Origin of the sequence: Pseudomonas sp. dw_358 (assembly GCF_018449655.1) — a bacterium.
GTDB lineage: Bacteria > Pseudomonadota > Gammaproteobacteria > Pseudomonadales > Pseudomonadaceae > Aquipseudomonas.
The window spans coordinates 101,470-123,019 of sequence record NZ_JAAVUX010000001.1; the positions used below are offsets into that span (position 1 = coordinate 101,470).

Genomic DNA, 21,550 nt, shown 5'->3' on the forward strand with positions numbered 1-21,550 from the left:
CCCGGAGGGCGCAGGCCGGGTCAATCAATGATCGTGATGCAGGTAGGTCGGCTGTTTGGGCAAACGCAGGCTGAACAGGAAGGCGACCGCCATCATCACGGTGACGTACCAGTAAAACGTGTTTTCGTTGCCGCCGCTTTTCAGGGACAAGGCCACCACTTCGGCGGTGCCGCCGAAGAGGGCATTGGCCACGGCGTACGCCAGGCCCACCCCCAGTGCGCGCACTTGCGGGGGGAACATCTCGGCTTTGACCAGACCACTGATGGAGGTGTAGAAACTGACAATAGCCAAGGCCAGGGTGATCAGCAAAAACGCCAGGAACGGGCTGGTGTTACTTTTGAGCAGCATCAAAATCGGAAAGGTGCACAGCGTGCCCAACGCCCCGAACCACAGCATCGAGTTACGCCGACCGATGCGATCGGCCAACATCCCGAACAACGGTTGCATGCACATGTACAGAAACAGCGCACCGGTCATGATCAGGCTGGCGGTCTTGGCGTGCATTCCAGCCGTATTCACCAGGTACTTCTGCATGTACGTCGTGAAGGTGTAGAAGATCAACGAGCCGCCGGCGGTATAGCCCAGCACGGTGAGGAAAGCCGGGGTGTTGTGCTTGAAGAGGCTGACGATACTGCCCGCGTCTTTATCGGCACGTTGTTCGGCGGTGGTGGTTTCTTTCAGCGTGCGGCGCAGCAGCAGCGAAATCAACGCGGCGATGGCACCGACCACGAACGGAATGCGCCAGCCCCAGGCCTTGAGTTCCGGCTCATCGAGAAACTGCTGGAGGATGACCACGGTGAGCACGGCCAGCAACTGACCGCCGATCAGCGTCACATACTGAAAAGAGGCAAAGAAGCCACGCTGTCCGCGCAAAGCCACTTCACTCATATAGGTAGCAGTGGTGCCGTATTCACCGCCCACCGACAAACCTTGAAATAACCGAGCCAACAACAAAATGATCGGCGCCCACACACCGATGGTTGCGTAGGTCGGCAGAAAAGCGATCACCAGCGAGCCGAAACACATCATCAGCACGGAGATCAGCATGGAATTCTTGCGCCCGTGCTTGTCGGCCACTCGACCGAACAACCAGCCGCCAATGGGCCGCATCAGGAAGCCTGCGGCAAAGACCCCGGCGGTGTTCACCAGTTGAACCGTCGGATTGTCGGAAGGAAAGAACGCCGGGGCGAAGTAGATGGCGCAGAAGGCATAGACATAAAAGTCGAACCACTCGACCAGGTTCCCGGATGAAGCACCGACAATGGCAAAGATGCGCTTGCGCCGCTCTTCACCGGTGTAATGAGTTGTTGTCATTCTTTAATTCTCGTTAGGGTCGGACAGATGTGCCGCGAATCAGACATAACCTGTAACAACCCTGTACTGCAAGCTTTGCGCCCTCGTGTGAACCGTTCGCGGGCTTGGCGCGCTCCTGCATGTCGCGCGGTGGGAGCGTCCGAAGCCCGCAATCACGATTTCGGCGTCAAACCCGCTCCACCGCCAACGCCAGACCTTGACCAACCCCTACACACATGGTTGCCAGGCCCTTCTTGCCACCGGTCTTTTCCAAGTGGTGCACAGCGGTCAGTACCAGACGCGCGCCGCTCATGCCCAGTGGGTGACCCAGCGCAATGGCGCCACCGTTCGGGTTGACCTGTGGCGCATCGTCGGCCACGCCCAGCTCACGCAAGACAGCCAGGCCTTGGCTGGCAAAGGCTTCGTTGAGTTCGATCACGTCGAAGTCGCTGACCGCCAAGCCCAGGCGCTCCACCAGCTTGCGCACCGCCGGTACCGGCCCGATGCCCATCACCCGGGGGGCCACGCCACCGCTGGCCATCCCGAGGATGCGCGCGCGCGGCTTGAGGCCGTACTTCTTGACCGCCTCGGCCGACGCCAGGATCAGGGCGGCGGCACCGTCGTTGACGCCCGACGCGTTACCCGCCGTTACCGTCTTGTCCGGGCCATTGACCGGCTTGAGCTTGGTCAATGCTTCCAGGGTGGTGTCGGCACGGGGGTGCTCGTCATGTTCGACGACGGCTTCGCCTTTCTTGTGGGCCACACGCACCGGGACGATTTCCTCGGCGAAATAGCCGGCAGCCTGGGCGGCGGCCGTGCGTTGCTGGCTGCGCAGGGCAAACGCGTCCTGATCGGCACGGGAGACCTTGTAGTCGTCGGCCACGTTGTCGCCAGTTACTGGCATGGAATCGACGCCGTACTGCGCCTTCATCAGCGGGTTGATGAAGCGCCAGCCGATGGTGGTATCTTCCAGTTTCATGTTGCGCGAGTAGGCGGCATCGGCCTTGCCCATGACGAAGGGCGCGCGGGACATCGACTCGACGCCTCCGGCAATGGCCAATTCCATCTCGCCGCTGGCAATGGCGCGGAAGGCCGTGCCCACTGCGTCCATGCCCGAAGCGCAGAGGCGGTTGAGGGTCACGCCCGGAATGGTTTCCGGCAGCCCGGCCAAGAGCGCGGCCATGCGCGCCACGTTGCGGTTATCTTCCCCGGCCTGGTTGGCGCAGCCAAAGAACACTTCATCCACGTCGTTCCAGTTCACCGACGGGTTACGCTCGATCAACGCCTTGATGGGTACCGCTGCCAGGTCATCGGCACGGACAGTGGACAGGCCCCCGCCAAAACGGCCGATGGGGGTACGAATCGCGTCACAGATAAAGACTTCACGCATCATGCTTCTCCAGATGTTCGGCCGTGGACAGCCACGGCCGGCTCGGTAGCGGTCGGCACTGCAGCGCGGGCCTCGAGACGCGAGGCGGTGGCTGCCGAAAGTGGCGACAGGTTAAGCGTAGCTTTTGGTTGCGACAATCCGATAATCGACTATATGTTCGGTAATCGAACCAGACCTTAAAAAGCCACCAGCGGTTGCCCGCGGTGGCTTGAAGGGTCAGGTGGCGTCGGCGTGACTCACGAAACCCTTGATCAACACGGCGAGTGTGGCCAGGCCAGCCGGAATCACCAAGGCGGTCAGCACCTGTTCGAAATTCCAGCCCAGACCCAAGAGTGTAGCGCCCATCCAAGCCCCGAGAATCGCACCGAAACGGCCGATGCCGAGCATCCACGAGACACCGGTGGCGCGGCCCTGCGTTGGGTAAAAGCGCGCCGCCAGTGAGGGCATCGCCGACTGCGCACCGTTGACACACATGCCGGCTACGAGCACCAGAGTGGCCAGCACGGCGGTGTGGCCCAGGCTCTGGCCCACGGCGTAGGCAAACACGCCGGCCAGCAGGTAGAAAGTGCCGATGACCTTGTGCGGGTTGAAGTTGTCCATCGCCCAGCCCACGCCGATAGCACTCAGGACCCCGCCAAACTGGAACAGCGCACCGATGAAAGCCGCTTGCTCCATGGTCGCGCCGCTTTCGCGCATCAAGGTCGGCAGCCAGCTGGTGAGCAGGTAGACAATCACCAGACCCATGAAATAGGTCAGCCACAACAGCAGCGTCCCGGTGCGATTGGTCGCCGAGAAGATCACCGCGAGGACGTTGCCGGCCTTGACGGTCTTCTGCTCAGGAACACTGAACCCCCCGGCCTGAGCGACCACCGCCGGAGCGATGGGCGACAACGCCTTGCGCACCCGGTCCACGCCACGGCTGCGCACCACCAAGTACCGGGCCGATTCTGGCAGCCACAGCAGCAGAACCACACCCAGCACCAGCGGCAACAACCCGCCCAGCAACAGCAGGGCATGCCAGCCATAGGCCGGGATCAACTTGGCAGAAATGAAGCCGCCACCGGCCATGCCCAGGTTGAAGCCACAGAACATGCTGGTCACCAGCAACGACTTCTTGCGTTCAGGGGTGTATTCGGAGAGCAGCGTGGTGGCATTGGGCATGCCGGCACCCAGGCCCAGACCGGTCAAAAAGCGCAGAATCAGCAATTCATTGACGTTGCTGCTGTAGGCCGAAGCCAGGCTGAACACTCCGAATACCCACACGGCGCTGACCAGCACCCCTTTGCGACCAAAGCGGTCCGCCAGGGGCCCGGAGCCCAAAGCACCGAAGACCATGCCGATCAGGGCCGCACTCATGACCGGGCCGAGGCTGGCGCGGTCGATACCCCAATCCTGGGACAGCGCCGGCGCGATAAAGCCCATGGCAGCCGTGTCCAGACCATCGAGCAAGACGATCAAAAAGCACAGGATCACCACCCGCCACTGGTAGGACGACAGCGGCTGAGAGTTGATGAAGGACTGCACATCCAAGGTATTGCCCACGGCAATGTCGGGACGGTTCATGAGAGGGAGGCACTCGCTTTGTTCTTTTTATGAGTGCTCGGACAGGGCCCGAGCGGTGCGAGGACAGTAATAATGGGGCAGGCAGAGCGTCAATTCGATAAACGCATCTGTGGGCGTTTATCGAACAGGTTCAGGAGAACAGTTGTGTACTCAGGTCGCGGCTGGCGATGAGCATGATCGGCAGAATCCGTTGTTCCAGATCCGTACTGGTGACCCGACCGGCGTGGGTGCTGACGTTGAGCGCCGCCAACACTTGCCCCGAAGCATCGTAGACCGGCACCGCAATGGAACGCAGCCCCTGCTCCAGTTCCTGGTCGACGATGCACCAGCCCTGCTCGCGGACCTTGTGCAGGCACGTCAACAAGGCCGCTTTACTGACAAGGGTGCGGCTGGTCCTGGGCTGCAGATCGACGCGCTCCAGGTATTCGTCCAGGGAGGCGTCGTCCAGTGCTGCCAGCAGGATCCGGCCCATTGACGTGCAGTAGGCAGGCAGGCGGCCGCCGACGGAAAGATCCACCGAAATCAGCCGCTGGGTGGTGGCCGAGCGGGCGATATAGAGGATGTCATCATCTTCCAGCGTGGCCATGTTGCACGCTTCGTGAAGCTGTTCGCTCATGCGGTCCAGATAGGGCTGCGACGAGACCGCCAGTGGCGTGGACGACAGGTAGGCGTGCCCCAGGGTGAGCACTTTGGGCAACAGCGAGTAGGTGCGCCCATCGGTGGTGGCGTATCCCAACTTGATCAACGTATGCAGGCAGCGACGAACGGCGGCCCTCGGGATCTCCGTACGGTGGCTGATCTGGGCAATGGTCAAATGCCGCTTGCGCTCCTGAAACGCCTGGATCACCGCCAGCCCGCGGGCCAGCGAGGTCATGAAGTCGGGATCGCCGGTCAATGCCTGAATGCGTTTGGCCGGTGAGGCTACGATAGGCGGAGCCAGCGAAGTGAATGAATTGCGCAGTTGGTCGTTCATCCTGATCCTTTTCTGTTCTTCCCGGGCTATCGGCCTGGGTACATCTCGGCTTGAGTCGGGGCGATTATCGAACGACTGGCCGATAATCGCAATTGACCGCTGCGCTCGTTGCTTATACATTTTCTCCCGCCACCATGTGGCTTCTTGGGGTTCTGGTCAGGTACCCACCAACGAAGCCTCCGGCACGGCCTTTGCTGTATGGCGGGGCCGTTTTGATTTTCGGCGCCGAGTTTTTCCAGCCATCTGGCAACCATGAAACTTGTGCCCTGGATCACACTCTTATTGGTGATCGGCGAATCAAGGCTGAATAAGAGCTGAATGCTCGACGTTTACCTGACGTCATCCGCAGAAATCAACTGCAGTGGACATTGCAAAATGGAACGTTTGCTATAGTCAATTTCAGTTCACTTCAAGTTTGTCTTGAAGCAAACTAGGGGTCATGCGGGCCGATGCGCTCGGATACCCGCCCGGCCCGGCGCAGAAGATATCCGCCCTCGCCGAGCAATGGACAGTTTGTTTTGCCCCCGCCACGCCGTGCCGGGGATTCAGGTCGATGCTGCCACGACCCGTGACCGATGCTGCAGCCGCCGGTTGATCTCGAGATTGTTTTCGCGTCAGAACGCCGTTCTGCCCCGTGATTTAGAGAACCTGACGAAGTCATCGGACAATAGTTGATCAAGGTATTTAATGTGACTAAAGATGAATTGCGTGCGGAACTTGAACGTCAAGAACAACGCTTCAAGGATGTGTATGGCGGTGAAGTGACGACCTATGCCGCTCAACCCGAGCCAGAGCGCAAAGCCTGGCGCAAGCGAGCCACGGTTCAGGACCAGGCGTTCAAGCAGGAACTCGAACGTATGGAGAAGGAACTCGAGGCTCAGTAGCGCTTTTCGACGGCCTGACGCGGGACTTTCATACGGTTGTTTGAAATATTTCTGCCCCGCGAAACGCCTTCGCAGCCCCTGATCGAACCCGGCCCTGCTGCTCAAACTCCATGATAGACAGGGCGTGGCGCTGATCGAATCTGTCATGCCGCTGTTGCAAAAATGTAACGTACGACCGCCCAGGGCATCGTTACCCCGGGTTTTCTGGCATAATCGCGCCCCCTTATGACCGGGTCAGAAAACCTTCATGATCGATTTATTCAGCGGGCTGGATGCATGGGTGATTATCAGCCTGTGCCTGGCCTTGGCGTTTGTACTCGCCTTCGAGTTCATCAATGGCTTTCATGACACTGCCAACGCGGTGGCCACAGTCATTTACACCAAAGCCATGCCGCCGCACCTGGCTGTGTTCTTTTCCGGCGTGTTCAACTTTCTCGGTGTGCTGCTGGGAGGGGTCGGCGTGGCTTATGCGATCGTGCACCTTCTGCCGGTCGAGCTGCTGATCAACGTCAACACGGGCCACGGCCTGGCCATGGTCTTTTCGTTGCTGGCAGCTGCCATTACCTGGAACCTGGGGACCTGGTATTTCGGCATTCCGGCCTCCAGCTCCCACACGCTGATCGGTTCGATACTGGGTGTGGGCATGGCCAATGCCCTGCTCAACGGTATCCCGATGAAGGATGGCGTGAACTGGCAGAAGGCGATCGATATCGGTTCGTCACTGGTCTTTTCTCCCGTGGTCGGGTTTCTGGCAGCGGCAGCACTGCTACTGGCCTTGAAGCGCTGGCGCCCGCTGTCAAAAATGCACAAGACCCCGGATCAGCGGCGCAAGCTGGACGACAAGAAGCACCCGCCCTTCTGGAACCGCCTGGTACTGGTCATCTCGGCCATGGCCGTCAGCTTCGTACACGGCTCCAACGATGGCCAGAAGGGCATCGGCCTGATCATGCTGGTGCTGATCGGCATCGTGCCCAGCCAGTTCGTTCTGGACCTGGACAGTACCACCTATCAGATCGAGCGTACCCGCGACGCCACCCTGCACCTGAGCCAGTTCTACCAGCGCAACAACGCGACGCTGGGCGAATTCCTGGCCCTGGGCAAATCCCTGCCGGGCGACCTGCCGGCCCAGTCCAGCTGCAACCCGAAGCAGACTGAGCCGACCATCGCTGCCTTGCTGCGCACCCTCGACGGCGTTTCCGACTACCACTCGGTGACCCCGGAAAAACGCATCGAAGTGCGCCGCTACCTGCTGTGCCTGGATGACACCGCACGCAAGGTCGGCAAACTGCCACAGATGGATGCGAGGGAAAAAGCCGATCTGGAGAAGCTGCGCAAGGACCTGACCACCACCACTGAATATGCGCCGTTCTGGGTGATTCTCGCGGTGGCCCTGGCCCTGGGCCTGGGCACCATGGTCGGCTGGAAGCGTGTGGTACTGACCATTGGCGAGAAAATCGGCAAGCAGGGCATGACCTACGCCCAAGGCATGTCGGCGCAGATCGTCACGGCCGGTTCCATTGCCATGGCCAACGTCTTTGCCTTGCCGGTGTCGACCACGCACATCCTGTCCTCCGGCGTCGCCGGCACCATGGTTGCCAACAAGAGCGGTCTGCAGGGCGGCACCGTGCGTAACATCATGCTGGCCTGGGTACTGACCTTGCCGGTCTCGATGGGCCTGGCGGCGGGGTTGTTCTGGCTGGCGAGCAAAGTGCTGGCATAACTGCAGAGCATGACCCTCCCTGCAGGACACGGCGGTGACGCGCAGGTTTATCGCCTGCGCTTGCCCGTCAACGAGCCCAACAATCCCCGCACCAACTCCCGGCCCAACTGATTGGCGGCCTGGCGCAGCCCGGACTTCAAGGCCTGCCCCGCCGCACCGCTGAAAAAATCTCCGGCCTTGTCGGCAAAGCTTTCCTCGGAGGCCTCCCTGGGCTGTTCCGGCAGGTCGGCCTTGCGCTGGGTGAGCATTTCGTACGCCGACTCGCGATCGATGGCCTGGTCATAGCGTCCCGCCAAGGGCGACTGGGCAATCAGTGCGCTGCGTTCACCAGCGGTCAACGGTCCGATTCGCGACTGTGGAGGTGCCACCGCGACGCGCTGCACCATCGCGGGCGTGCCGTTGCTGTGCAGCGTCCCCACCAGCGCTTCCCCCGTGCCCAACTCGATCAGCACCGACAATGTATCGAACTGCGGGTTGGGCCGAAAGCCATCGGCCACGGCCTTGAGCGAGCGCTGCTCCTTGGCGGTGAAAGCCCGCAGGCCATGCTGGATCCGCAGCCCCAGTTGCGCCAGTACCGCATCAGGCAAGTCACTGGGGGACTGGGTCACAAAATACACGCCAACCCCTTTGGAGCGGATCAACCGGACCACCTGTTCCAGGCGGTCCTGCAACGCTTTCGGTGTGCCGGTAAACAACAGGTGCGCCTCATCGAAGAACAGCGCCAGCAGAGGCTTGTCGGCATCGCCGCGCTCGGGCAACTGCTCGAACAACTCAGCCAGCAGCCACAACAGGAAGGTCGCATAGACCTTGGGCGCTTCATGGACCAGACGGCTGGCATCCAGCAGATGGATCACCCCACGGCCATCGGCAGCCGGTTGCAGCAGGTCCTGCAACTGTAACGCCGGCTCGCCGAACAAAGCCTCGGCACCCTGCTGCTCAAGCCCTGCCAGTCGTCGTTGCAGGGCCTGGGTGGAACCGGTGGTCAGCAAAGCGCTGTCTTCGCCCAATATCGCCGGGTTTTCCTTGAGGTGGTTGAGCAGTGCCTTGAGGTCCTTGAGATCGAGCAACAGCAGGCCTTCACGATCAGCCACCTTGAAGGCGGCATAGAGCGCGGCCTGCTGGCTGTCGGTCAATTCCAGCAAGCTGCCCAGCAATAACGGGCCCATCTCGCTGAGGGTCGTGCGCAGCGGGTGCCCGGACTGCCCGTGCACGTCCCACAGGCGTATGGGGCAAGCCTGAGGTCGATGATCGAGCCACGGGATGCTGGCAATTCTTTCGGCGATAGCCCCCGTGGGCTCTCCCGCCGCGCCCAGACCACACAGATCACCCTTGATGTCCGCCGCGAACACCGCCACGCCCGCCTCACTGAATGCTTCGGCCAGACGCTGCAAGGTCACGGTCTTGCCGGTGCCCGTGGCGCCGGCGATCAAACCGTGCCGGTTGCCAAGGCGCAACTCCTGACCCAGGGGTTGTCCGTCAGTGCTCGCCCCGACAATCAGGCGCGATGGTTGCTGTTTGATATCAGACATTTATCTCTCCAGCACTTGAGATTTTTCCCTGCCCGCCGATAGCACTGGTCAGAAAACCCAGAACAACAAGAAAACCGATCGAACGACCTCCCAGGGAAGAAAGGACTTTTCAGCTCGTTTTCGCAATTGCCTTAAACCTCCGGACCTCGCACATGAACAAAACCCTGCGCTTCAGTCACAAGATTCTCATCGCCGCTGCCTTGATTGTGGCCGTGGCTTTCGCACTGTTCACCAGCTACAACGATTACCTCCAGCGTAATGCCATCCGCCAGGATCTGGAGAACTATCTGCATGAAATGGGCACCACCACCGCCAACAATATCAGCAGTTGGTTCGATGGCCGGATACTGTTGGTGCAAAACCTGGCGCAGAACATCGGCTTGAACCCGGAGCCGTCCAATGTCGCCCAATTGCTGGAACAGAAAGCGCTGACATCCAGCTTCCTTTATACCTACCTGGGCACTGCCGAAGGCGGGTTCACCATGCGCCCCAGCGAGCAGATGCCGGCCGGCTACGATGCCCGCACGCGCCCATGGTATCAGGCAGCCAGAGCGACCTCGGGGCCCGCGCTGACCGAACCCTATGTGGACGCAGCGTCCGGCAAGTTGATTATCACCGTGGTATCGGCTGCCGACAAAGCGGGCCAGGCCCTGGGTGTGGTGGGGGGCGACTTGTCGCTGGAGCGCGTGGTGCAGATCATCAACTCCCTGGACTTCGGTGGCATGGGCTATGCGTTCCTGGTCAGCGCCGACGGCAAGGTGCTGGTGCATCCTGATGGCAAACTGGTGATGAAGACCCTTGCTGACCTTTACCCCCACGATACGCCTCGCCTGGACAGCAGCCTCAGTGAAGTGGAAACGGACGGCAAGACCCGACTGGTGACTTTCGCCCAGATCAAGGGCCTGCCCTCGGTGAACTGGTACGTCGGCATCTCGGTAGATAAGGACAAAGCCTATGCGATGCTCAGCGAATTCCGGAAGTCGGCAATCATCGCTACCGTTGTCGCGGTGATCTTCATCATTGCGCTGCTGGGCATGTTGATCCGTGTGCTGATCCAACCCCTGCAGACCATGACCCGAGCCATGGAAAACATCGCCGAAGGAGAAGGCGACCTGACGCGCCGGCTGACCATTCACAGCCAGGACGAGTTCGGCGTACTGGGCACCGCATTCAACCGCTTCGTCGAGCGGATCCATGGGTCGATCCGAGAGGTAGCCTCGGCCACCGAGCGGGTCAACGAAGTGGCCTTGCGGGTGGTGAGCGCCTCCAATTCGTCGATGATCAACTCCGACGAACAGGCCAACCGCACCAACAGTGTCGCAGCCGCCATCAACGAATTGGGCGCGGCCGCCCAGGAAATTGCCCACAATGCGGCGCTGGCCTCGCAACAGGCCAGCGACGCACGACAGCTGGCCGAGGAGGGCCAGCAGGTGGTGGATCAGAGCATCCAGGCCATGAATCGCCTGTCGGACCTGATCAGCACGTCCAGCGGGCATATCGAGACACTGAACAGCAAAACGGTGAACATCGGCCAGATCCTCGAGGTGATCACCAGCATTTCCCAGCAAACCAACCTGCTGGCACTCAACGCCGCCATCGAAGCGGCCCGTGCCGGTGAAGCCGGTCGCGGCTTTGCGGTGGTGGCGGACGAAGTGCGCAACCTCGCCCACCGCACTCAGGAATCGGCCCAACAGGTGCAGGGCATGATCGAAGAATTGCAGGTCGGCGCGCGCGCCTCGGTGAGCACCATGGGTGAAAGCCAACGGCACAGTCAGGACAGCATGGGCATTGCCAATCAGGCCGGCGAACGCTTGAGCAGCGTGACCCAGCGCATTGGCGAGATCGACGGCATGAACCAGTCGGTGGCCACCGCCACCGAGGAACAGACCGCCGTGGTCGATGCCATCAACATGGACATCAGCGAGATCAATACACTGAACCAGGAAGGCATGGAAAACCTGCAGTCAACCCTGCGGGCCTGTGCCGACCTGGAGCAGCAAGCGACCCGGCTGAAGCAGTTGGTGGGGAGTTTCCGGATCTGATGCTTCCCCCTCTGTGGCAGAGGACTCATCCTGCGGATGCAACTCTTGCCACAGCTCGGCGGCACCGGGGAACTCGGTGCCGTCTTCTTCATCCATGGCCTCAGGGTCATAGCGACTGAGGCAACCCTCCCCCAGAGTGGGCGGCGGCCTGGAAGTCGCCTTGTCCAGCGGATCGCTCATCGCTCGCCCTCCTCGGCCGTCAGAACACCACAGTCTTGTTACCGTGCACCAGAACGCGGTCTTCCAAGTGATAGCGCAAGCCACGGGCCAGTACCATCTTCTCGACGTCACGGCCGAAACGCACCATATCTTCGATGCTGTCTCTGTGGGTCACACGCACCACGTCCTGTTCGATGATAGGCCCGGCATCCAACTCTTCGGTGACGTAGTGACAGGTGGCACCAATAAGCTTTACGCCGCGCATGGAAGCCTGATGGTAGGGCTTGGCGCCGACAAAAGAGGGCAGGAAGCTGTGGTGAATGTTGATGACCTTCTGCGCATAGGCCTGGCACAGTTGCGGCGGCAAGATCTGCATGTAGCGCGCGAGCACCACCACGTCGGCCTGATGCTCGGCGACCAGGCGCGACACTTCGGAAAACGCCGGTTGCTTGTCGGCGGGGTCCACGGGCACGTGATAAAAAGGGATGCCATGCCACTCGACCATGCTGCGCAGGTCATTGTGGTTGGAAATCACGCACGGGATGTCACAGTCCAGCTCATCGCTGTGCCAACGGTGCAGCAGGTCGGCCAGGCAGTGGGACTCGCGGCTGGCCATCAATACCACGCGCTTTTTCAGGTCGGTGTCGGTGATGCGCCAGACCATGGCGAACTCGTCGGCGATCGGCGCAAAGGCCTCGCGCAAGGCCTCGATGCCAAACGGTAGCGAGTCGGCGCGTATTTCATGGCGCATGAAGAACCAGCCGCTCTGATCATCGGAGTGATGACTGGCCTCGGTGATCCAGCCGTTATGAGATGCCAGGAAATGGCTGACCTTGGCAACGATGCCAACGCGGTCCGGGCAGGCAATCACCAGCCGAAAAGTGCGCATGAGGGAAAACTCCAATACTTCATAAAGGCGGCTATTCTAGCGAGTGTCGCTGCACTCTGCACGGCGCTGTGCAGCCCCGCGGGCCAGGGCAACGAGCCCATTGAACAGCGCGGCGACCGCCACCGGCATATATCCAGCGAAACACATTCACGGCGGCCACATTGAAATAAAAAATATAACTTAATTTTACGACATGGTTTTTTTAATGTTTACTTGAACAACGGGTATGCCTATTATTGGCCCCACTGTTCCCGACGCTTTACAACCAAGGTAGTCCCCATGTCTCTGATCAACGAATATCGCGCTACAGAAGAAGCCATCAAAGAACTGCAGGCGCGTCTGAAAAACCTGTCACAAGACGACAAACTGCAAACCGAACTGGAATTTGAAGGCAAGCTGCGGACCTTGATGGGCGAATACCAGAAGTCGCTGCGTGACATCATTTCGCTGCTCGACCCGGAAGCCAAAAGCAGCAAGCTGCCACGTGGCGGTGCTGTCAAAGTCCCGGGCACCAAGCGCGCGCGCAAAGTGAAACAGTACAAAAACCCGCACAATGGCGAAATCATCGAAACCAAAGGCGGCAACCACAAGACCCTGAAAGAATGGAAAGCCAAGTGGGGCGGCGACGTGGTTGAAAGCTGGGCCACCCTGCTGGGCTGATTGGCCGCCGGTGACCGTTGCTTGTTTGTTCAAGAACGGATACATAAAAACGCCCACACTCTGGGCGTTTTTTATTTCAGAAAGTTTCAGGGACAAGTCACTTTCAACCGCAACGACAGCGCCTGGACATAAGCATCCCATTCAGACAGCACCGCCAACTGCTGCGAGTTCGCAATCTGCCGTGCCTGAGCCAGCGCCTCGGTGAAACCCCCGACCGTATTGGGCGCGCCCTGGGCCGGATCACTCAGGCGCCTTTGGCAAAACAGCGCCCAGCGCTCTTTTTCGGACACCGTCAGGGTGTCAGGGAAGTTACGCGCACGGTAGCGAAACAATAATTCCGGCAAACGCGCATCATCGAACATCCAGCGCGACCCGGCCAAGTCCGCCGGTTCCGCCAGCCTGACCTGTTCGCAGAGGCGCCGATCACGGTCACCCATAAAACCGTCGTATAACTGTTGTTCCGGGTCCATGACCTCGGCAAAAACATCATGACCATACACGGTCGCCAACGTGTCCCGCCATTCACTACTGCGTTCGCGCAGTTGCTCGGCGCGCGCCAGACACAGTGCCAAGTCAATACCGAGCCGCTGTTGATCGGTTTCACGCAATACCTTGAGCGGCGCCACCACCGGACAGCGATTCACGTGAATCAACTTCAACGGCACCGGCAACTGCCCGGCCATCAATGTATCCCGACGCTGGTATAACCCGTCGCGCAGCACCTCGGCATCGTCGAGCCACAAGCGTGACGGATCAACATGCAGATCGCAGACAATCAGTGCATTGCGATTGCGCGGATGCCAGGCCAATGGCAAGACCACGCTCAAATAATGACGTGCGGCGGAAAAGCGCCCGGAAACATGCACCATGGGTTGTAGCAGGCGCACCTGCTCCAAGACAGTCTGCTTGGCGCGCAATTGATAGAGCCAGTCATATAGGCGGGGTTGTTTTTCCTTGATCAATCGCGCCAGGCCAATAGTGGCGCGTACATCCGAGAGTGCATCGTGAGCCTGGCCATGGTCGATGCCATTGGCGGCAGTCAACAATTCCAGACGCAGGCTGACCTTGCCATCGACCTCGGGCCACTGGATGCCTTCGGGGCGCAACGCGTAGGCCGCCCGCGCCACATCGATCAGGTCCCAACGGCTGTTGCCCCCTTGCCATTCCCGGGCATACGGGTCGAAAAAGTTGCGATAGAAACTGTAGCGAGTGACTTCATCGTCGAAGCGCAGGGTGTTGTAGCCCGCACCGCAGGTGCCGGGGGCGCTTAACTGGGCGTGCACGCGGGTCATGAAATCGGCCTCGCTCAAGCCTTTTTCAGCCAGCGTACCGGGGGTGATTCCGGTGATCATGCACGCCATGGGGTGAGGCAGGATATCGTCACTGGGCTGGCAATAGAGATTGACCGGGGCACCGATCTCGTTGAGGTCGGCGTCGGTGCGAATCCCCGCCACCTGCAGCGCCCGGTCGTTACGCGGGTTGATGCCGGTGGTTTCGTAGTCGTACCAGAAAATGCTCGAAGTCACGGGCGGGTCCTGTTTGAAGTTGAGCAAAGTCTAGGGTGTGCGGGTATCGAGAGCCAGCAGCAGTTGCGCCATCGCCTGCGGCTGGCTAGCATCACCCTTTGCCGTTATCGATCGGGCGCGTCACTGATGCCATTTGCTACAGCCTACGCACGGAATGCAGCGCTGCCTGATCCTGTGGACACCCGCCTGATTCTGGAGACGCCGGAAGGCATCGAACTGGTGCTGCGCCCGGCCGGCGTGGTGACCCGTGCGCTGGCCTTCGCCATCGATCTGGTGTTGCGCGGGATTTTGCTGGCCGGGTTGATGCTGGCGCTTGGCAAGATGGGCTACGTCGGCTTCGGTCTCGGTGCCTTGTTGGTGTTCGTGATCAACTGGTGGTACATGGTGCTTTTCGAGGTGCTGCATCAGGGTCGCAGCCCGGGCAAGCAGCTCATGGGCCTGTGCGTCGTTCACGACGACGCCACGCCGATCGGCTGGACGGCCTCGCTGATCCGCAACCTGTTACGCGCACTGGACGCGCTCCCGCTGGCCTATGGCGTGGGAGCCTTCTGCAGCCTGCACCATCGACACTTCAAGCGCCTGGGCGATCTCGCCGCCGGCACCCTGGTGATCCACCGTGACTCGCTCCCCACGCCGGTCGAGATGCCGCCCGTAACGCCCCGCTCCGCCCCCTGGGCTCTGCAGGTGACCGAACAGCAGGCGATCATCGCCCTCGCCGAGCGTCATCGCCAGCTCCCGACCCATCGAAGCCGCGAGCTGGCAGCACTCCTCGCAGCCCCCTTGCACGTGCCCGCCGACGAGGCACTGACCGCCCTTCACGGGATCGCCCGACACCTGCGGGATGCCCCATGAAGCAGAGCCAGTTCGAGCAGCTGCATCGGCCTCGATGGCAGCAGTTCGAGCACTTGCTCGAACGCCTGGAAAGCCGTCGCGCCAGCGCCGAGGAAAGCGAAGACTTCTGTCGTCGGTATCGGCATCTGTGCAGCCAGTTGGCGCTGGCCGGCGAACGCGGCTACAGCCACCACTTGATCGACACATTGCAACACCTGGCCATGCGCGGTCATCAGCAACTGTATCGCCATCACAGCCGGGTACTGGCCAGCGTGTTGGCGTTCGTCCTGGTGCAATTCCCGGGGCAGGTGCGTGAGCAATGGCGCTGGGTGGCGGGTGCAGCTCTGGTGTTTGTGCTCAGTCTGATGCTGACGTTGGGTCTGGTCTATCACTTCCCCGACCTGATCTACGCCATCATCAGCCCCCGGGAAGTGCTGGAAATGGAAGCCATGTATGACCCCGGCGCAACCCGTTTCGGTCCGGCGGCGCAGCGTTTGAGCAGCACCGGCCTGATGATGTTTGGCTACTACGTGATGCATAACATCGGCATCGCCTTCCAGATCTTCGCCGGCGGCCTGCTGCTGGGCCTGGGCAGCCTCTATCTGCTGGTGTCCAACGGGCTGTCGATTGGCGCGGTGGCGGGTCACCTTGGCCAGATCGGCTTCAATCAGACCTTCTGGCCCTTCGTCATCGGCCATGGCGCGTTCGAACTGACCGGGCTGGTGCTGGCCGGGGCCGCCGGGCTGCGGCTGGGTGGCGCGCTGCTGGCACCGGGCCCGCTGGCACGCAGCGAAGCCTTGCGCCACAGCGCCAGAAAGGCCATGCAACTGGTGTACGGCGCAGTAGTGCTGCTATTGATAGCCGCCTTTATCGAAGCCTACTGGTCCTCCATCACCACCCTGCCCGCCAGCGTGAAATACGCCGTGGGCGCCGGGCTGTGGTTGTTGGTGCTCAGCTACCTGAGCCTTGCGGGCAGGCGTCGCCATGCGCCTGAGTGAAGCCGAGGCGGTGCTGCGCCCACGCTCGCCCTGGGAAGCCATGGACCTGGGCTTGTTGCTGGCCGCACGCCACCGGCGCTTGCTCATGCTGAGCTGGGCCTGCGTAACCTTGCCTGTCCTGGCACTGGCCAGTTGGCTGCTGTGGGATCACCCCACCGCCGTGCTGTTATTGCTCTGGTGGCTCAAGCCGGCGTTCGAGCGCGTGCCGCTGGACATTCTCGCCCAGGCCTGGACCGGCGCACCGCCGACTCTGGCCCAGGCCTTGCGTCGCTTTCCCGGCCTGCTCAGGTCCCAGCTGTGGCCCGCCTTGATCTGGCGTCGATTGAGCCTGAGCCGCAGCTTCTACCTGCCCATCAGCCAGCTGGAAGGCCTCGACGGCCCGGCCCGGCAACGCCGCATGATCCTGCTGCGCAAGGACAACCGCGGCGCGGCGCGCTGGCTGACCCTGGTGTGGGCGAATCTGGAGTGCGTGTTCGCCCTGGGCCTGATGGCCCTGGTGCTGATGTTTGAACCCCATCTGTTCGATCAGAGTTGGCACCTTGGCACCTCGCTGACCAGCACCGCAAGCCTCAAGGCCGCCTGGCCGGCCCACTTGACCAACCTGAGCTACGCCCTGGTGCTGACGATCAGCGAGCCTATGTACGTTGCCTGTGGATTTGGCCTGTATGTGAACCGTCGTACGCAGCTCGAAGCCTGGGACATCGAGCAGGTCCTGCGGCGCCTGGCGCAGCGCCTGGGCACCGTGGTCGGCGCGCTGTTGCTGGCAGTCGCGCTGAGCCTGCCCGGCGAGCGCGCCTGGGCCGTTGCCGCCCCGGACAGCCCGCGCCTGCTCAATCAGAAAGTCACCAGCGACGCGGCCCGGCAAAGCGTCAGGGAGCTGTTGTTGCAGCCCCCCTTTCGCAACGTGGAAACCGAGGAGCACTGGCGCTGGGTCAGGGGGACCCAGCCGCAGACAGCCCCGACAGCTATACCCAGCATCCCGTCGGGGCGCTTCGAAGGCATGGCCAGAGTCATCGAGTGGCTGCTCTGGATGGTGGTAATGGGCGGCGCACTGGGCCTCGCCTGGCGCTATCGCGGCACCCTCGCTGCCCTGATCGGCCGCCCACCGGCTCGCACGACCGACATCGCACCATTGCCCATGGTGGCGGGCGTGGTGTTGCACGCGGACAGCCTGCCCCGCAACCTCGCGGACACCGCCGAACAGCTCTGGGGCGAGCATCCGCGAGAGGCCCTGAGCCTGCTCTATCGCGGCCTGCTCAGCCGCCTGATCAGCGACCATCGACTCGCCCTCGGCGCGGCGGACACAGAGACCCAGGTCCTGGCCCGTGTCAACACCCTCGGCCAGCGTTCACTGAGCCAGTTCAGCGAACAGCTCACCGGCCACTGGCTGAATCTCGCCTATGGCCACCGGCTGCCCCCCGCCGAGGCACGCGAGCAATTGTGCCAAGGCTGGCGGGCGCTGTTCGAAAAACCCTTCGCACCACAGCCGGACGGAACCGCCACATGACCCGACGTGCCAAGTGGCTGCTGGCCGGGGTGCTCGTGCTGCTGGCGCTGGCCGTATGGAGCGGTCGGTTCGGCCGGCTGGAGTCGTATCGACTGGACGTCGACAGAGGTCCCGCCGACGAGGTCAAGGCCGATGATTACCTTGCTGCCGCGGCCTTTCTTCGCCGGCAAGGGGTGACGGTGCAGCAGGCTCGCCGCCTCGATGTGCTCGACCGGCTCGATCCGCGCGGTGCCAGCTTGCTGTTGTTCGGCAACCGTGCGCGCATGTCACCGGACCAGGCCGACCGCGTGCTGCGTTGGGTGCACGCCGGCGGGCGTCTGCTGTTCGTGGCTCAGGCCTTGTGGGATCAGGACAAGGCCATGAGCGGCGACCTGCTGCTCGATAGGCTGCAACTGCACCAACTGTTGACGCGCTCGCTGCCACGCCTGTCCCCCGGTGACCGCATCCAGTACCCGCAGCTGACCCGCTTGTATCTGGAAAACGAAAAGGCCCCGGCCTACTTCAATTTCAACCCGGAATGGCATCTGGAGGACCCGGTCAACAAGGTCCATGCCTGGGCCAACAACGCCACCGCCACGCACCTGATGCAATTGGACTGGGGCGATGGCCTGATCACCGTGGTGACCGATGCGGACCTCTGGCGCAATGCTCATATCGCCCAATACGACAATGCCTGGCTGCTCTGGTACCTGACCCAGGCCACTCAGGTCACGCTGGTCAGCCAGGCCGATCACGACAGCCTCGGCACCTTGCTCTGGCGCTATTTCCCCCAAGCGCTGACCGCCCTGCTTGCCCTGCTGGTGCTTGGGGGCTGGCACCTTGCCGTGCGGGAAGGGCCTCTGACCCCGTCCAGCCCCCTGGCTCGCCGACAATTACGCGAGCACCTCAATGCCAGCGCCGATTTCCTTCTGCGCAAGGCCGGCCAAGGCAGCCTGCTGCGCGCCTTGCAGTGGGACATCCTGCGCTGTGCCCGACGCCGCCATCCCGGTTTCGAGCGCCTGCCGGTCGCCGAACAATGGCAGATCCTCGCCCGCCTGACTCACCAGCCCACCGCCGCTATCGGTAACGCCCTGCGTCCGCGCCCCAAGGGCCGGCAGTCGGCAGCTGACTTCAGCCGGCAGGTGGCTCACCTGCAAACTATCAGGAATGCGTTATGAGCGACTCGATCGAACCCACCGACATCCCGCCCGCTCCAGAGCCAATGGACACTGCCGATGTCTCTCCTGCCCCAGCCTCACCGCCTGAAAGCAGCCCCGGAACGGGCGCTGAAGTCAGCCCCGAAGAACATCAAACCCAGCAACGCCACCGCGCCAGTCAGTTGGCCCAGGCGCTGCGCCATGAACTGCGCAAGGTCATCATCGGCCAGCACGGTGCGATCGACGATGTGCTGACCGCCCTGATTGCCGGCGGCCACGTACTCATCGAAGGCGTGCCGGGGCTGGGCAAGACTCTGCTGGTACGGGCCTTGGCCAAGTGCTTCGGTGGCGACTTCGCACGCATCCAGTTCACCCCGGACCTGATGCCCAGCGACGTCACCGGCCAGGCGGTCTACGATCTGCAGACCGAGCAGTTCAAACTGCGCAAGGGCCCGCTGTTCACCCACCTGTTGCTGGCGGACGAGATCAACCGCGCACCGGCCAAGACCCAGGCGGCCTTGCTGGAAGCCATGCAGGAGCGCCAGGTCACCCTCGAAGGCCGCGCCCTGCCGATTGCCCAGCCGTTCATGGTGCTCGCTACCCAGAACCCGCTGGAACAGGAAGGCACCTATCCGCTGCCCGAGGCCGAGCTTGATCGCTTCATGCTCAAGTTGCGCATGGACTACCCGGCGGCTGACGAGGAGCTGAACATGGTCCGCGAAGTGACGCGTTCTTCCCGCGCGGAAATGCTCGAGGTGCACCCGCCGCGCACCCTGCTCAACGCCCGGGATGTCAATGTGCTGCAACGCATCGCCAGCGAACTGCCCTGCGACGAGCAGGTGCTCGATTATGCCGTGCGCCTGGCCCGGGCGACTCGGGACTGGCCAGGGGTGGCCATCGGCGCCGGGCCGCGGGCCTCGATTGCGCTGGTACGTGGTGCGCGGGCGCGGGCATTGCTGCGCGGCGGTGAGTTCGTGATCCCGGACGACGTCAAACACTGCGCGCTGGCCGTGCTGCGCCATCGGGTGCGGCTGGCGCCGGAACTGGACATCGAGGGGCTCTCGGTGGACCAGGTGCTGGGGCAGTTGCTGGACCAGGTGGCGGCGCCGCGCCTGTGAAGCCATCACGCCTGTTGCTGGGTTGGGTTGCCGGGTTGCTGGCCTTGAGCGTGCTGCTGGGTGCGCTGCGGGCCTTGGACACCGACGTGCCCGACAGCGTCAATGCCATCACCTGGGGCATTGTGTTTGCCAGCTTCATTGTCGCGGCCATCGATGCCCTGCATCTGTTGCTGCGCGCGCCCATGGTGCGTCTGCACAGGCGCCTGCCCGCCAGCCTGGCTCAAGGCCGTTGGAGCGAAGTCAGCCTGACCCTGGAGCACGAGCTGGCCTGGCCGGTCCGCTTGAGCCTGTACGATCACCTGCCCCCCGGCATGCAGTCGCGCCAGCTGCCACCCACCGTCGAGCTCGCGCCTGGCCAGTCGAATGTCGTGGCCTACGGGGTACGAGCGCTGCAACGGGGGCAATGGCTATTTTCCCGCTGTGAACTGCAACTGCCCAGCCGCATGGGCCTATGGCGCCTGCGCCGATTCATCGACAGCGCCGATGCCGTGCGCGTCTATCCGGACTACCGTCATCTGCCCGATGGGCGTCTGCTGGCGGCGGATCAGTGGCTGGGTCACTTGGGCATCAGCCAGCGTCCGCGCCGCGGCCAAGGCCTGGAGTTTCACCAGCTGCGCGAGTTTCGCGAAGGCGACAGCCTGCGCCAGATCGACTGGAAAGCCACCGCCCGCCAAGGCACGCCTATCGCCCGGGAATATCAGGACGAACGCGACCAGCAGATTATCTTGATGCTCGATTGCGGCCGCCGCATGCGCAGCCAGGACGGTGAGCTGGCGCACTTCGACCACGCCCTTGGCGCCTGCCTGCTGCTCAGCCAGGTGGCCCTGCGCCAGGGCGATGCCGTGGGCCTGATGGCCTTCGCCGGCGATCAGCCACTGTATCTGGCACCGCGCAAGGGCCAGGCGCAGATGAACGTGCTGCTCAACAGTCTCTATGACGTGCACAGCAGCCAGCGTCCCAGCGACTTCAGCGCCGCCAGCGACCTCCTGCTCGCCCGTCAGCAGCGTCGGGCGCTGGTGATCTGGGTGACCAACCTGCGGGACGAGGATGATGAGCAATGGGTGAGCACGCTGCAACGCATCGGCCGGCGTCATCGCGTGCTGGTGGCCAGCCTGCGCGAAGAACTGCTCGACAGCCTGCGCCTGGCGCCAGTGCACAGCCATGAGGAGGCCCTGAGCTACTGCGCGGCGGTGGATTATCTCAATGCCCGAGATGACTTGCATGAACGCCTGAGCGCCCACGGCATGGCAGTGCTGGATGCACGGCCCAGTCAGTTGGGGGCTCGGTTGATCACACGGTACCTGGCGTGGAAAAAGGCGGGAACGTTGTAAA

At 62.2% G+C, this 21,550-nt stretch carries 17 protein-coding genes; 10 read left to right on the plus strand and 7 right to left on the minus strand.

The genetic code is table 11. The features are described from left to right. Positions 1-24: 24 nt before the first annotated feature. The 4 genes from HB675_RS00480 to pcaR all read right to left on the minus strand — a co-directional run bounded on the left by HB675_RS00480 (position 25) and on the right by pcaR (position 5,219). A complete protein-coding gene (locus HB675_RS00480; protein ID WP_213875125.1) occupies positions 25-1,314 on the minus strand; it encodes an MFS family transporter in 1,290 nt (429 codons plus the stop codon). Between the two features lie 166 nt (positions 1,315-1,480). After that, entirely contained in the window at positions 1,481-2,686 is a 1,206-nt protein-coding gene (pcaF, locus tag HB675_RS00485) for a 3-oxoadipyl-CoA thiolase (RefSeq protein WP_213875126.1), read from the minus strand. Between the two features lie 213 nt (positions 2,687-2,899). Beyond that, the gene (locus HB675_RS00490; RefSeq protein ID WP_213875127.1) at positions 2,900-4,246 is read right to left on the minus strand and encodes an MFS transporter; all 1,347 of its coding nucleotides are present in this window, start codon (positions 4,244-4,246) and stop codon (positions 2,900-2,902) included. A gap of 130 nt (positions 4,247-4,376) precedes the next feature. Next, positions 4,377-5,219, minus strand: coding sequence for an IclR family transcriptional regulator (gene pcaR, locus HB675_RS00495; RefSeq protein WP_213875128.1), 843 nt, complete (start codon positions 5,217-5,219; stop codon positions 4,377-4,379). A 689-nt stretch (positions 5,220-5,908) separates the two neighbouring features. Between pcaR and HB675_RS00500 the strand changes: the two genes are divergently transcribed. Both HB675_RS00500 and HB675_RS00505 read left to right on the plus strand, forming a co-directional pair. Next, the gene (locus tag HB675_RS00500; protein WP_213875129.1) at positions 5,909-6,103 is read left to right on the plus strand and encodes a hypothetical protein; all 195 of its coding nucleotides are present in this window, start codon (positions 5,909-5,911) and stop codon (positions 6,101-6,103) included. A gap of 247 nt (positions 6,104-6,350) precedes the next feature. Continuing rightward, a complete protein-coding gene (locus tag HB675_RS00505) occupies positions 6,351-7,823 on the plus strand; it encodes an inorganic phosphate transporter (RefSeq protein ID WP_213875130.1) in 1,473 nt (490 codons plus the stop codon). A gap of 47 nt (positions 7,824-7,870) precedes the next feature. Here the strand turns inward: HB675_RS00505 and HB675_RS00510 are convergent, their stop codons facing one another. Next, positions 7,871-9,352: a helicase HerA-like domain-containing protein gene (locus tag HB675_RS00510; protein WP_213875131.1), complete on the minus strand. Its 1,482-nt coding sequence runs from the start codon at positions 9,350-9,352 to the stop codon at positions 7,871-7,873. A gap of 152 nt (positions 9,353-9,504) precedes the next feature. Here HB675_RS00510 and HB675_RS00515 point away from each other — a divergent pair, with 152 nt between their 5' ends. Beyond that, positions 9,505-11,394, plus strand: coding sequence for a methyl-accepting chemotaxis protein (locus HB675_RS00515; RefSeq protein WP_213875132.1), 1,890 nt, complete (start codon positions 9,505-9,507; stop codon positions 11,392-11,394). 199 nt (positions 11,395-11,593) lie between these two features. Here the strand turns inward: HB675_RS00515 and purU are convergent, their stop codons facing one another. Further along, positions 11,594-12,442 carry a formyltetrahydrofolate deformylase gene (purU, locus tag HB675_RS00520; RefSeq protein ID WP_213875133.1) on the minus strand — a complete coding sequence of 283 codons (849 nt, stop codon included), beginning with the start codon at positions 12,440-12,442 and terminating at the stop codon, positions 11,594-11,596. Positions 12,443-12,721: 279 nt separating this feature from the next. Here purU and mvaT point away from each other — a divergent pair, with 279 nt between their 5' ends. After that, positions 12,722-13,102: a histone-like nucleoid-structuring protein MvaT gene (gene mvaT / locus HB675_RS00525; protein ID WP_213875134.1), complete on the plus strand. Its 381-nt coding sequence runs from the start codon at positions 12,722-12,724 to the stop codon at positions 13,100-13,102. A gap of 86 nt (positions 13,103-13,188) precedes the next feature. On the opposite strand, the gene sbcB is transcribed toward mvaT, so the two are convergent. Next, the gene (gene sbcB / locus HB675_RS00530) at positions 13,189-14,628 is read right to left on the minus strand and encodes an exodeoxyribonuclease I (RefSeq protein WP_213875135.1); all 1,440 of its coding nucleotides are present in this window, start codon (positions 14,626-14,628) and stop codon (positions 13,189-13,191) included. Between the two features lie 126 nt (positions 14,629-14,754). On the opposite strand from sbcB, the gene HB675_RS00535 reads away from it, so the two are divergent. Genes HB675_RS00535 through HB675_RS00560 form a run of 6 tightly spaced genes read left to right on the plus strand, consistent with a single transcriptional unit; the run spans position 14,755 to position 21,549 of the window. After that, positions 14,755-15,480 (plus strand): RDD family protein, encoded by a 726-nt coding sequence (locus tag HB675_RS00535; protein WP_213875136.1) that lies wholly within the window; start codon positions 14,755-14,757, stop codon positions 15,478-15,480. Further along, positions 15,477-16,457, plus strand: a complete 981-nt coding sequence (locus HB675_RS00540) for a stage II sporulation protein M (RefSeq protein WP_213875137.1) — start codon at positions 15,477-15,479, stop codon at positions 16,455-16,457. The genes HB675_RS00535 and HB675_RS00540 overlap by 4 nt, the downstream gene beginning before the upstream one ends. Beyond that, complete coding sequence (locus HB675_RS00545) at positions 16,444-17,964, plus strand: DUF4129 domain-containing protein (RefSeq protein WP_213875138.1); 1,521 nt, start codon at positions 16,444-16,446, stop codon at positions 17,962-17,964. The genes HB675_RS00540 and HB675_RS00545 overlap by 14 nt, the downstream gene beginning before the upstream one ends. Further along, positions 17,961-19,121, plus strand: coding sequence for a DUF4350 domain-containing protein (locus HB675_RS00550; RefSeq protein WP_213875139.1), 1,161 nt, complete (start codon positions 17,961-17,963; stop codon positions 19,119-19,121). Before HB675_RS00545 ends, HB675_RS00550 begins: the two co-directional genes overlap by 4 nt. Before the next feature lie 44 nt (positions 19,122-19,165). Further along, positions 19,166-20,218, plus strand: coding sequence for a MoxR family ATPase (locus HB675_RS00555; RefSeq protein WP_213875688.1), 1,053 nt, complete (start codon positions 19,166-19,168; stop codon positions 20,216-20,218). Then, positions 20,215-21,549: a DUF58 domain-containing protein gene (locus HB675_RS00560; protein ID WP_213875140.1), complete on the plus strand. Its 1,335-nt coding sequence runs from the start codon at positions 20,215-20,217 to the stop codon at positions 21,547-21,549. Before HB675_RS00555 ends, HB675_RS00560 begins: the two co-directional genes overlap by 4 nt. Position 21,550: the final 1 nt, after the last annotated feature.